Here is an 11,855-nt window from a genome sequence, read left to right as displayed (position 1 = left end):
ATCGATTCGACCATGCAAAGATTTCGAAACATGGTCTCGCTGAACTACGCCCAGAAACTGTCGTTGGTAGCGGCAATTCCCTTGGTCCTCGCCGTTGCGGCGATTGCCGTGCTGGTCGCCTATGAGGCGCGCGCAACCGCCGAGCGGGAAATCCGGGCGCTGGAGCGCAGCCTGATCGAGGCCAAGAAGGAAGAATTGCGGAACTATGTAACCCAGGCCAGAAACGGGTTTGCCTATATTTATGGCCGGGCCGAACCGGATGACGAAGTTTCAAAGAATCTTGTTTCGCAAATCTTGTCTGCCATGATTTATGGTCAGGATGGGTTCTTTTTTGTCTATGATTACGACGGCAAAAATCTGGTGAGCCCTCGTCAGACTCAATTCATCAACCGCAACTGGGAAGGCCTGACCGACAGCGACGGCACTCCGATTGTGGATGAGTTCATTCGCCTCGCGCGACAAGGTGCGGGGTGGCACAGTTTCATGTGGCAAAAGCCGTCAACCGGGGAAGAGGCCCGGATGATCGCCTATGTGGTTGGGTTGCAAGACTGGCGTTGGGTTGTGGGCACCGGCGTGTTCATTGACGATATCGTAGCCACTGTCGCCAATGCCCGAGCCGAGGTTGAGGCACGGGTACAGCGCACATTTATGTATATCGGCGCAATTGTGACCGCTGCAGTTTTGATCGTGTTCGCCTCGGGAATGTTGTTGAACATCCGCGAAAGACGTCTCGCAGACGCCAAGTTGAAAGAGCTGACGCAGCGCGTGTTCGACGCTCAGGAAGAAGAGCGCGGCCGGGTCGCGCGCGAATTGCATGACGGCATCAGCCAGATCCTTGTGGGTGTCCGCTATGCGTTGGACAACGCCCGACGACGGCTTTCCCGCGGCGATGATGAGGGGGCACGTGCGCCACTGGACAAGGGTATCGATCATCTGGGATCGGCGATCACCGAGGTGCGCCGCATCAGCCGTGATTTAAGACCCGGCGTGCTGGATGATCTTGGTCTTGGCCCTGCCCTGAAGGCTCTGACCGATGATTTCCGCGACCGCACGGGGATTGAAACGGATTTCTCAACCGTGGTCTTCCGCAACCGGCTGGATCAAGACAGCAAGATCGCGCTCTACCGGATTGCGCAGGAAGCCCTTACAAACATTGAACGCCACGCAGATGCATCTCGTGTTACAATTGATCTGCGCGGGCACAAAAAGGGGGCGACCATGCGCATCACCGACAATGGCCGGGGGTTGCGTTCAGAACCGGGACAAACTGGCACCGGTATCGGCTTGCGCAACATGCAGGAGCGCATTGAGCAGCTTGACGGATCACTGCGCATTCTGTCATCACGCGGGCCGCGCGGCGGCACAGTGATCGAAGCCAGCCTGCCGCTGAGCCATTTGCTGCCGCCACAGACTGACGCAACTCCGAACCGAAAGGCCGGTACATGAGCGCCGAAAAGATCCGAGTTCTGATCGTTGATGACCATCCAATGGTCGCCGAAGGTATTCAATCCATCCTCGAATCCTATGACGAGATCGCGGTGGTTGGAACATTGGGCAGTGGGCAGGCGGCGGTGGATCAGGCCACGCAACTGGCGCCGGATGTGGTGTTGATGGATTTGAACATGCCCGGCCTTGGCGGGCTCAGCGCAACCGAGATCATTCTCGAACAATTGCCCGAAACCCGCGTTCTGATCCTGTCAATGCATGACAGCCCTGAATACATCTCGACCGCGCTCAACCATGGCGCGAAGGGGTATATTCTTAAGGATGTTCCGACGGAAGAGATCAAACAGGCCATCGATGCGGTTATGCGCGGCGAGCAATATCTGTGCACCGGTGCCAGCCTGTCCCTGCAGCCCAAAGGTGACAGCACACGCGAGGCGCTTACCGGTCGGGAACAAACAATTCTGCTGGAGCTGGCGCAGGGAAAATCCAACAAACAGGTTGCCCAGACGCTTGATATCTCAGTGCGCACGGTCGAGACACACCGCAAGAATATCAAACGCAAACTGGGTATCTCTTCAACAGCCGGCCTGACCCGCTACGCGCTTGAACATGGCGTGCTGCAAGGCACCGGGGTCGGCTTCTAACTTATGCGTACCCGCAGCGCGCAGCGCTGCGCAGCCCAACCAGAGGACATGCGCTGAAAGCGCGTTGACGATGGGCGGGAGCATTTACGCCCCGCTTTGAATGCCTTCCCCGAAAACACCAACGTGCTCTTTTCATCCAACTCATCGAACTCACGCTGTTGATAAGATTGGTCGAACGGAGGCCGGACACGCCCGTCCGGCAATCCTCCAGCCTGAGACACAAGACTTCAAAAAGCGCGTCTATCCCCTCAACATCAATGGAAAAGGATTGGTCATCGCGCAACAGCTTGGCATCAGTTCGGAGCGGGTATTTCAGCCAACTGATCGCCACCAAGCTATTGCGCAAAAATGCATGGTTCTCTTGCGTAAGCCCGCACGTAACCCACGGCCGCCGAAGTAAAAATCGATCTGCGCCTTCAGTGAACTGCACAATATAAACGGCGTGAACTGCGATAGCCTTGGCGTCCGAGACATCCCGCTTGAAAAAACGCCGTTACATGCTGGCGCCTCTCAATCCAGCAACTGATCCTTACGCATCCCTTCACGGGCATGATGGTGCGGCAAGACACGCCCATAAAGTTGCCGGGTCCGTTCAATGCCACCGCACATGCCTTCAGCTTCAACGAACGAGAATATGCCGACATACCGCCGGCGCTTACCCGTCACCGGCGCAACCCGGTGCAGAGAATACCGGCCCCTGAATATCTGCAGATCCCCCGGGTGCAGTTCAAGGCGACGAACCAAGGCCCCGTTGCCATCCAAAACCGATGCAACCTTGTCGAAATTCTCATCCTCGGATGTGCGCAAATTGGGCGCATATTCAAACGCCCCGCCTGCCTCACCGTTCTGGATGGCCAGCGTCACGGTGTAATTGTTGGTGTCAAAATGCCAGGGAAACCCCTGCCCTTCTTCAACCACGTTGACAATCACATCCGCAAGCGGGTCATCATACCGAAAAAACCGATCGGCCGGTTTCCCCAATGCCGCACGGATAAAGGGAAGAAATCCTTTGAATTCATAGATCCTCCGCAAGGGACCGGACTTGGTAAAATTATCAGCGGGGACAAAAGCGTTTGAACGGTCGTAAAACCGCCGGATCGGATGACCCACGCCAAATCTCGGATCGTCCTTGGTGAAGTAAGCATTGGTGCGGTTGAATGAACGATGCGCCAAGGGCGCAACGGCTTCTGCCTCGCTGACCAACAGTTCAATCCCCTTCGGATGTACAAAGCCAGGCATCACAGCACATCCATCCTGACCCAGCTCGCGCTGCAAATCCTCGATCATCCGGTCATACGCCGGCGAATCCGGGCGATCGATCGGATACCGTCCAAGATCCACTAAATCGTGTAGCATACGCCGCCTCCCGTGTTTGCGCTCTCAGGATCAGCGTGACGCAGCAGAGATCTCAAATCATGCCAGTTTTGGACACCGGCCTGACGCTTTCGGACAAGTCAGAAAAACCGCACACGGGGCTATTTTTTCCTAAATTTTCCCGGATGTTCTGATCATGCGGCAATTTGCGCAATAAAATGTCGCAAAATCCCGCCCTCAAGTTAGAAAATTGGCGCAATTGCCTGTTGACGCCCCTTTCGCTCGCCCATAATGTCCCTTCCAAGCAAAAAGGAGCCTCTGGCGATGAGAACGCTAGTCGTAATCGTAGGAAACACGCGCATGGGCCGGTAACGGTAAACCATAATCGAACCCATGCGCCTCCGAATGATCGGGGGCTTTTTTTTGTCAAACGCAAGACACATGTCGCGAACGGAGCAAAGCAGATGACACGTGAGATGACCGGCGCAAAGATGGTAGTTCAGGCCCTCAAGGATCAGGGCGTGGACACGGTATTCGGATACCCCGGTGGCGCCGTGCTACCGATCTATGACGAGATCTTTCTGCAAAACGACATCCGTCACATTCTGGTGCGTCACGAACAGGGCGCGGTTCACGCCGCCGAAGGCTATGCCCGTTCGACCGGCAAGCCGGGTGTCGCGCTTGTGACTTCTGGTCCCGGTGCCACAAACGCGGTGACCGGCCTGACAGATGCTTTGCTGGATTCGATCCCGATTATCGTTCTGACCGGACAGGTGCCCACCTTCATGATCGGCTCGGACGCCTTTCAGGAGGCAGACACCGTTGGCATCACCCGCCCCTGCACCAAGCACAACTGGTTGGTGAAGGACACGGATTCGCTGGCCACAACGATGCATGAGGCATTCCATGTCGCAACCTCGGGCCGCCCCGGCCCGGTTCTTGTCGACATTCCAAAGGACGTGCAGTTTGCAAATGGTGAATACAGCGCACCAAAACCGTCAAGCTCACACTACCAACCTGTTCTGAAAGGTGATCTGGAAGAGATCACCGAGTTGGTTGCCGCAATTGAAACCGCAAAGAAACCCGTCTTCTACACCGGCGGAGGCGTCATCAACTCCGGCCCCGCGGCCAGCCAATTGCTGCGCGAGTTGGTGGATGCAACCGGATTCCCGATCACCTCGACCCTGATGGGTCTGGGCGCCTATCCGGCCTCAGGCAAGAACTGGCTGGGCATGCTGGGCATGCATGGTCTTTATGAAGCCAATCTGGCGATGCATGACTGCGACCTGATGATCAATATCGGGGCGCGGTTTGATGACCGTATCACCGGACGGATCGATGCGTTCTCGCCCAATTCGAAAAAGGCGCATATTGATATCGACCCAAGCTCGATCAACAAAGTGATCCGTGTGGACATCCCGATTGTCGGCGATGTGGGTCATGTGCTTGAGGATATTCTGAAGGTCTGGAAAGCGCGCGGCCGCAAAACGGATGCCGCGAACGTTAAGCAGTGGCAGGGTCAAATTGCTGAATGGCGCAAGGTGAATTGCCTTGCGTACACCAACAGCGAAAAGACCATCAAACCGCAATATGCGTTGGAACGGCTTGAGGAACTGACCAAAAAGCACGATCGGTACATCACCACCGAAGTTGGTCAGCATCAGATGTGGGCCGCGCAGTACCTTGGCTTCGAAGATCCCAACCGTTGGATGACATCCGGAGGGCTGGGCACCATGGGCTATGGCTTCCCCGCCTCAATCGGGGTGCAGATGGCCCACCCGGATGCTCTGGTGATCAATGTGGCTGGTGAGGCGTCGTGGCTGATGAACATGCAGGAAATGGGCACTGCAGCTCAATATCGTCTGCCGGTAAAACAATTCATCCTGAACAACGAACGTCTGGGCATGGTGCGCCAGTGGCAGGAACTGCTGCATGGCGAGCGTTATTCGCACAGCTGGTCCGAAGCCCTGCCCGATTTCGTCAAGTTGGCCGAGGCGTTCGGAGCCAAGGGTATCCTGTGTTCCGACCCTGCTGATCTGGACGATGCGATCATGGAGATGATCAATTACGACGGCCCGGTGATCTTTGACTGCCTCGTCGAAAAGCACGAGAACTGCTTTCCCATGATCCCGTCAGGCAAAGCCCACAACGAGATGCTGCTGGGCGAGGCCGAAACGCAAGGCGTGATCGATAGCAAGGGATCGGTTTTAGTTTGAGACTGATGGCGTACCAAGAGAATATGCTTGTCAGGCAACGCCTTCGAAATCGTCAAATTGAGGCGTTGGAACTGGCGTCTTCGTGGCCTGCTCAACTGAAATACCAAAATGAGGCTCCCGAGGTTTCGGTTCCAAGTGAGGTCATCAATCAATTTGATGACGTCTTCCATGGTGACCAATCACAGCTCTCAGGGCCTCTGTATTCACAATCTGAGGAAATCGCGCTTCGGAAATACTCTTGCGTATTCAATGATGTTTGCCAAAAATCACCTGCTTCGCTGCCTTCCTTGCAGGAAGTGTTTGAGCTTTCTGCATGGCAGGAGCTGAGGGATGCAGCGAAAGAAGCACTGGATGTCATGATGGTACGCGGCCCATTTCCTGAGGATACTCTAAAGAAGGACGATGTCTAATGTCTGCCCTACATATCAAAAAAGGCTCCACACGCCATTCGGCCTATAATCTACGGCCAACCTTCTCGGACGTACAGGAACGCCATACCATTGCGGTTCTTGTCGAGAACGAACCGGGTGTCCTGGCCCGTGTTATCGGCTTGTTCTCGGGCCGTGGTTACAACATCGAGAGCCTGACGGTGGCCGAGGTGGATCATACCGGCCACCTGAGCCGCATTACCATCGTCACTACCGGCACGCCGCAGGTGATAGAACAGATCAAGGCTCAACTTGGCCGCATTGTTTCGGTACGCGATGTACATGATCTGACGGTCGAGGGTTCGTCGGTCGAACGCGAATTGGCCATCATCAAAGTGGTGGGTGACGGCGACAAGCGGGTCGAGGCGCTGCGACTGGCCGATATCTTCCGTGCGAACGTAGTAGACAGCACGCTGAACTCATTCATTTTTGAGATCACCGGCGCGCCGGACAAGATCGATGCTTTTGCCGACCTGATGCGCCCTTTAGGCCTTGCAGAAATTGCCCGCACCGGAGTCGCCGCCCTGCTGCGTGGCGACTGATCGAAAGTCGTCCCTGCCCTAGATTGCATAAAAGACTGGGGCGGGGATAACTCCGGGTGGCATTGCACCTGGAATTCCAACGCAATCCATCGGTTTTGCGCGTTAGACTTTCAATAACCCGACTTCTTCATCCAAAAGATCGCACATTTTCACGTCGAGCCTATTGCGTTTGCCATCCGGGTCGCTAGCTTCGATGCCGCAACGCGACGTGGGGAAACGTTGCTTGGGGTCATCTGTACGATTTCTTGATATGCGTACGGCCTGCGGGTCAACGCTGTCGTTTTTGCACTATGCATTGACCAATGCCCGGGACGACTATGACGAACAACACTCGCAGCCCTGCTGAATTGCGCGCCATGTTTGGTGCCAACCTCAGGCAGCTGACACAGGACTACCCGTCTGTTGCGGCTTTGTGTCGTCAGTTGGGTGTCAATCGCACCCAGTTCAACAGGTATCTGTTTGGCGAAAGCGTGCCTCGAGCTGAAGTTCTCGACCGGATCTGCAGGTTCTTTAATGTAGATGCCCGAATTCTGCTGAAGCCTATAGATGATATCCCGGCGCTGGATCAAAACCGCACTTTAACCACCCTGACCAGTTTTCTGACGTCGGGTGTTCAGGCAAATGACAGAAATACGCTTTCGCCGGGCTTCTATGCAGTCACTGAAGGTGAATCATCCAACCGACAGCTTAGTCTTCTTTACGCGCGACATCTGCCGCAATGCACGCTTTTGCGCGGATTTACCGCGCGCAGAGATATGCCCGATGCCCCGCCTTTGGCGCGCGAGAGACAAGGGTTTGCCGTGTGCGCCGACGATCACATTTACATGCTGATATCGCGCCGCAACGGGGAAGACAGCCGTGTCTATTTGGTGACCCGTGACCTGGAAGGTGATGCCACCCGATGGTTCGGCACAGTGACCAAACCTTCCTCGGCACAAAGCCCTATGCCTGTTGTTCTCAAGCATCTTGACGCGGACACGGCTGCGGTGCTCGACACCGCGCGGAAATCAAACTGCGGTGCCTCGAAAACCAGTTCGCTATTGGCCGAGGCTCGTACCACCTGATCACCCGTTATTGTGAATCCTCGTCGCTGCCTTGCGCAATCTGACGGTACAAGTGCCAGCTAGCGTGTCCCAAAAGGGGCAGAATGACCAGCAACCCCAAAAACCACGGCACCATTGCCGCGAATGTCAGCAAAGCAATGAACGCCCCCCAGACCAGCATAATGGGCGCATTGGCCGAGACGTACGAAAAGCTTGAGATCATCGCAGTGACGAAATCCAGTTCCCGATCCAATAGCATTGGGATCGACAGAACAGTGAGCATGTAAAGCACGGTCGCAAACACCGCCCCAACAACGCTTCCGACCGCCAGCATCGTCAATCCGTTGGGTGTCAGAAACACATCAATCGACGAGGACACATTCGTCATTGTCGACAGCCCCATGAACAATGCGAAAATCATGTGACCGAGAAAGAACCAGAACAGAAACATCACCACTATGATGGCACAGATCGAGGGCAACTGGCGGCGGCTTTGCTGGAAAACGACACCGAAAATCGACTTTAGATCAAGTGGTTCGCCCTGCTCCAACCGGTGCGACACCTCATATAGACCCACGGCTGCAAACGGACCGATCAGCGGAAACCCGATAGCAGCGAGAACCAGCCAATAGGTCGTTCCTGTCTGAACCGTGATCCACGCGATTGCCCAACCGGCCAGCACATAGAAGCCAGCAAAGATCAAACCAAACTGTGGCGCACGCAGAAAGTCAGCCCAGGCCTGCCGCAGGGATACACGCAGCATCTGCGCATCTACCGGCCGCATCTGTGGAGCACCAAACGGCTTTTCCATGTTCTGTTCCTCCTCCCTTATAGCGCTAAATCATTGCCGGATGCTTTTGCGGCCACTGGGTTTCGGCGTGATAAGCTGCACCAATCGAAAGCAGTTTTGCATCCGCACCGCGCGGGCCAAACACTTGCAGGCCCATTGGCAACCCGTTGGATCCGAAGCCAGCAGGTGCCGCTAGACAGGGCAAGCCCAGCAAGCTTACCGGCAAAGTCACATGCATCCACCGGTGGTAAGTGTCCATCGACTGCGCCGCAATCTGGGTGGGGTAAGGCACCTCGATCTCAAATGGCCACACCTGAGCCGAAGGTAGCACCAATGCATCATAGTCGCGAAACAACTCTTCTGCCCGCCTGAACCAATCGGATCGGATGGCACTGGCGCGGTGAACATCCATCGCTGTCATGGCGAGGCCTCGGTCCAGCTCCCATATTGCGGTGTCTTTCAGGGATGCCCGTTGTTCCAGCAATGGCTCCAGCCCCGCCGCGACACTCCAGGATCGCAGCGTGATCCAGCTGTCCCAGATCTGTTCGGCATCAAATGGCGCCGCTATCGGGTCAACATATGCGCCCAGGTTTTCGAAAACGTCCAGCGCAGTTTCGCAAACATCCAAAATGCCCGCCTCGGTCGGGAATGCGCCCGTCCAATCCCCAAGCCATCCAATTCGCATCCCCTTCAAATCGGCAGCCTGGACGGGCGAGACAGCATCGCTGTGATGAACGTGAGGAAGACGTGGATCGGGGCCTGAAATCACATCCAGAAGCACGCCCAGGTCTTCGGGGCTACGCGCCATCGGACCAAGCGTCGACAGTTGATGCAGAAACGCATCGCCCACAGGCTCGGGCGGGACCCGTCCCCAGCTTGGACGAAATCCATAGACGTTGTTCCAGGCTGCTGGGTTGCGCAGGCTGCCCATCATGTCAGACCCATCGGCCAGAGCGACCATACCGGTCGCCAACGCAACCGCTGCCCCACCGGACGACCCGCCGCAGGTCTGTGCGCTGTTATATGGATTTCGTGTGGCACCGTAGACCGGGTTAAACGTGTGAGACCCCAGTCCAAATTCAGGCGTGTTTGTCTTGCCGATCAGGATCGCCCCGGCCTGTCGCATTCGGGCTGCTATCAGATCGTCTTTTTCCGGTACGAAGTCACGAAAAACCGGGGACCCTTGCGATGACACAACCCCTGCGACATTGACCAGATCTTTGACCGCAATCGGCAGCCCGTGTAATGCGCCTTTGATTGGCGCGGCATCCATAGCTTTGGCCTCGGCCATCAAGTCATCTTCATCGCGCAATGCCACGATCGCATTAACTTCACCGTTGATGGCTTGGATCCGGTCCAACGTCGCGCGCATCAATTCCGATGCCGACAATCGACTGGCGCATATCTCCGACAGCAATGCAGTTGCAGAGGTCTGGGTTAGGGTCATTGGGGCCTCAGCTGCTATGGCTTTTCTGTTGTTGCGATCAGCCTAGCCGGGGCTTTAACTCAATTAAACCCGTAGTTTGGATGTATCTTTCACCCTGCCAATCGAACACACTGTTCTGAGAGTTTTGGCTACCTGGCGCGGATGTCAAACCGCAGATTGCTATCGCGGCCCAGCATATAGCGTAGACAATAGATGATCATGACAAAGCTGAGGACCAACCATAACCCGCCCCACATCAACGTTGTTCCGCCAAACTCTTCGGCCAGCATGTACGCATCCGAGCGTAAACCGGCGCGCCTTATGGTGTCGTCAAAGATATCAAACGGAACGTAGATCATGCTGGTCAACCCGATAACTCGTAGTACCAGATCACAGAGCTTGCGGCTCAGATACCAAGCAGCACCCAGCATAACTGCACCAAAACCCGCGCAGAACGCCATGGCAAAGGGATCGCGGACATAAAGAAGCGTCACAAGCAACATGACCCCGCCGAACACGCCAAGCACGGCCCTGTCCATATCTGTGCGCAAGGCGATGATCAGCAGGCCCATTCCAAGTAAGAGCGATCCCAGATATCCGGCAGACAGACTTACAAACCGGTTGCCGCCCCGCCCGATCACAAGACCACCCTGCTGGGGCGAAACCGAGAAGCTTTCGACAGAGCCGCCGGTCAGAACAATAGCCAAAGCGTGCGAAAGCTCATGCAGGAAGACAACAAGGATCTTCAGTGGAAAAATGAACGGCGTGTTCCACAACAAGAACACGGTTGCGACAATGGCGATCAACTGCCAATGGCCTGTGATCAGGTTTGCAGCAAAGGTCAGACGCTGACGCAATTAGCCTTCGCCCTGCGCCTCGGAGCGACTTTTGCCAGCCACATTTAGCGCGAGTGTCGCCGCCATGAACTCATCTAGATCTCCGTCCAGCACTCCCTTGGTGTCCGACGTTTCGTGGTTGGTCCGTAGATCTTTGACCATCTGATAGGGCTGCAAAACGTAAGACCGGATCTGGTTGCCCCAGCCCGCGTCACCCTTAGCCTCGTGGGCTGCGTTGATATCGGCGTGTCTGCGATCCAGCTCTTGCTGATACAGGCGCGATTTCAAGGCCTTCATGGCGATGTCGCGGTTCTGGTGCTGCGATTTGACAGAGCTGGTCACCACGATCCCAGTCGGAATGTGCGTGATCCGCACCGCCGAGTCTGTCGTGTTGACGTGCTGACCACCCGCGCCAGAGGATCGGTAGGTATCGATACGAATGTCAGACGGGTTCACGTCAATCTCGATATTGTCGTCCACGACGGGATAGACCCAGACAGAACTGAACGACGTGTGCCGTTTGGCCGCCGAGTCGAAGGGCGAGATGCGCACCAAACGGTGCACACCGCTTTCGGATTTCAACCAGCCATACGCGTTGTGGCCCGAAATTTTGTAAGCTGCCGATTTGATCCCCGCCTCTTCGCCCGAGGTCTCGGATTGCAGCTCGACCGTGTATCCCTTTTTCTCGGCCCAACGTACATACATGCGCGCCAGCATCGAGGCCCAGTCGCAGCTTTCAGTACCGCCCGCGCCCGAATTGATTTCAAGGAAGGTATCGTTTCCGTCTGCTTCGCCGTCCAACAGAGCCTCAAGCTCTTTCTTGGCCGCTTTTCGCTGTAGGCTTTTGATGGCCCCTTCGGCGTCTTGGACGACCTCTTCATCTTCTTCGATTTCGCCCAGTTCGATCAGCTCGATATTGTCACCGAGATCTGTTTTGATCGACTCGTAGGTCTCAATTGCATCCACAAGCATCTGACGCTCGCGCATCAGTTTTTGCGCCTTTTCAGGGCTGTCCCACAAATTGGGATCTTCAACACGCGCGTTGAATTCCTCCAACCGGTGCGGTGCGGTTTCATAGTCCATGCGCTGCGCCAACAGCTCTAGCGACTTTTCGATTTCCGCCACGATATTCTGGGTTTCGGCGCGCATGGTACGGTCCCAACTTGCTCA

At 55.8% G+C, this 11,855-nt stretch carries 11 protein-coding genes; 6 read left to right on the top strand and 5 right to left on the bottom strand.

The genetic code is table 11. From position 1 onward, the window contains the following. Nucleotides 1–12 precede the first annotated feature (12 nt). Nucleotides 13–1,446, top strand: coding sequence for a cache domain-containing protein (locus ACR0BU_RS09030; RefSeq protein ID WP_298936009.1), 1,434 nt, complete (start codon nucleotides 13–15; stop codon nucleotides 1,444–1,446). Continuing rightward, the gene (locus tag ACR0BU_RS09025; protein ID WP_298936010.1) at nucleotides 1,443–2,090 is read left to right on the top strand and encodes a response regulator transcription factor; all 648 of its coding nucleotides are present in this window, start codon (nucleotides 1,443–1,445) and stop codon (nucleotides 2,088–2,090) included. The genes ACR0BU_RS09030 and ACR0BU_RS09025 overlap by 4 nt, the downstream gene beginning before the upstream one ends. 510 nt (nucleotides 2,091–2,600) lie before the next feature. Here ACR0BU_RS09025 and ACR0BU_RS09020 read toward each other — a convergent pair. Continuing rightward, nucleotides 2,601–3,446, bottom strand: a complete 846-nt coding sequence (locus ACR0BU_RS09020) for a HalD/BesD family halogenase (protein WP_480736904.1) — start codon at nucleotides 3,444–3,446, stop codon at nucleotides 2,601–2,603. A 422-nt stretch (nucleotides 3,447–3,868) separates the two neighbouring features. Between ACR0BU_RS09020 and ACR0BU_RS09015 the strand changes: the two genes are divergently transcribed. From ACR0BU_RS09015 to ACR0BU_RS09000, 4 genes are all read left to right on the top strand, one after another. Further along, nucleotides 3,869–5,620: an acetolactate synthase 3 large subunit gene (locus tag ACR0BU_RS09015; protein ID WP_298936012.1), complete on the top strand. Its 1,752-nt coding sequence runs from the start codon at nucleotides 3,869–3,871 to the stop codon at nucleotides 5,618–5,620. Nucleotides 5,621–5,625: 5 nt separating this feature from the next. After that, a complete protein-coding gene (locus ACR0BU_RS09010) occupies nucleotides 5,626–6,030 on the top strand; it encodes a hypothetical protein (protein ID WP_298936013.1) in 405 nt (134 codons plus the stop codon). Then, nucleotides 6,030–6,590 carry an acetolactate synthase small subunit gene (gene ilvN / locus ACR0BU_RS09005; protein WP_298936014.1) on the top strand — a complete coding sequence of 187 codons (561 nt, stop codon included), beginning with the start codon at nucleotides 6,030–6,032 and terminating at the stop codon, nucleotides 6,588–6,590. Before ACR0BU_RS09010 ends, ilvN begins: the two co-directional genes overlap by 1 nt. A 317-nt stretch (nucleotides 6,591–6,907) precedes the next feature. Beyond that, a complete protein-coding gene (locus ACR0BU_RS09000) occupies nucleotides 6,908–7,654 on the top strand; it encodes a helix-turn-helix domain-containing protein (RefSeq protein ID WP_298936015.1) in 747 nt (248 codons plus the stop codon). A 7-nt stretch (nucleotides 7,655–7,661) separates the two neighbouring features. Here ACR0BU_RS09000 and ACR0BU_RS08995 read toward each other — a convergent pair whose 3' ends face one another. The 4 genes from ACR0BU_RS08995 to prfB form a co-directional block, all read right to left on the bottom strand. Next, nucleotides 7,662–8,444, bottom strand: a complete 783-nt coding sequence (locus ACR0BU_RS08995; protein ID WP_299887353.1) for a DUF2189 domain-containing protein — start codon at nucleotides 8,442–8,444, stop codon at nucleotides 7,662–7,664. Between the two features lie 25 nt (nucleotides 8,445–8,469). Beyond that, nucleotides 8,470–9,870, bottom strand: coding sequence for an amidase (locus ACR0BU_RS08990; protein WP_480736902.1), 1,401 nt, complete (start codon nucleotides 9,868–9,870; stop codon nucleotides 8,470–8,472). A 128-nt stretch (nucleotides 9,871–9,998) separates the two neighbouring features. Further along, nucleotides 9,999–10,706, bottom strand: a complete 708-nt coding sequence (locus ACR0BU_RS08985) for a M50 family metallopeptidase (protein WP_480736901.1) — start codon at nucleotides 10,704–10,706, stop codon at nucleotides 9,999–10,001. After that, on the bottom strand, nucleotides 10,707–11,834 hold the full coding sequence (gene prfB / locus ACR0BU_RS08980; RefSeq protein WP_299076004.1) for a peptide chain release factor 2: 1,128 nt from the start codon (nucleotides 11,832–11,834) through the stop codon (nucleotides 10,707–10,709). Nucleotides 11,835–11,855 lie beyond the last annotated feature (21 nt).

This window comes from Ruegeria sp. CK2 (assembly GCF_056536585.1).
Note: the sequence above shows the minus strand (reverse complement) of the source record. Positions and strands in the feature narration are given on the sequence as shown.

Excerpts from the sequence above, each read along its gene's own strand:
- ilvN (WP_298936014.1), top strand. The coding sequence starts at position 6,030 with ATGTCTGCCCTACATATCAAAAAAGGCTCCACACGCCATTCGGCCTAT.
- ACR0BU_RS09010 (WP_298936013.1), top strand. The coding sequence starts at position 5,626 with ATGGCGTACCAAGAGAATATGCTTGTCAGGCAACGCCTTCGAAATCGT.
- ACR0BU_RS08995 (WP_299887353.1), bottom strand. The coding sequence starts at position 8,444 with ATGGAAAAGCCGTTTGGTGCTCCACAGATGCGGCCGGTAGATGCGCAG.
- ACR0BU_RS09015 (WP_298936012.1), top strand. The coding sequence starts at position 3,869 with ATGACACGTGAGATGACCGGCGCAAAGATGGTAGTTCAGGCCCTCAAG.
- ACR0BU_RS08990 (WP_480736902.1), bottom strand. The coding sequence starts at position 9,870 with ATGACCCTAACCCAGACCTCTGCAACTGCATTGCTGTCGGAGATATGC.
- ACR0BU_RS09025 (WP_298936010.1), top strand. The coding sequence starts at position 1,443 with ATGAGCGCCGAAAAGATCCGAGTTCTGATCGTTGATGACCATCCAATG.
- prfB (WP_299076004.1), bottom strand. The coding sequence starts at position 11,834 with ATGCGCGCCGAAACCCAGAATATCGTGGCGGAAATCGAAAAGTCGCTA.
- ACR0BU_RS09020 (WP_480736904.1), bottom strand. The coding sequence starts at position 3,446 with ATGCTACACGATTTAGTGGATCTTGGACGGTATCCGATCGATCGCCCG.
- ACR0BU_RS09000 (WP_298936015.1), top strand. The coding sequence starts at position 6,908 with ATGACGAACAACACTCGCAGCCCTGCTGAATTGCGCGCCATGTTTGGT.
- ACR0BU_RS09030 (WP_298936009.1), top strand. The coding sequence starts at position 13 with ATGCAAAGATTTCGAAACATGGTCTCGCTGAACTACGCCCAGAAACTG.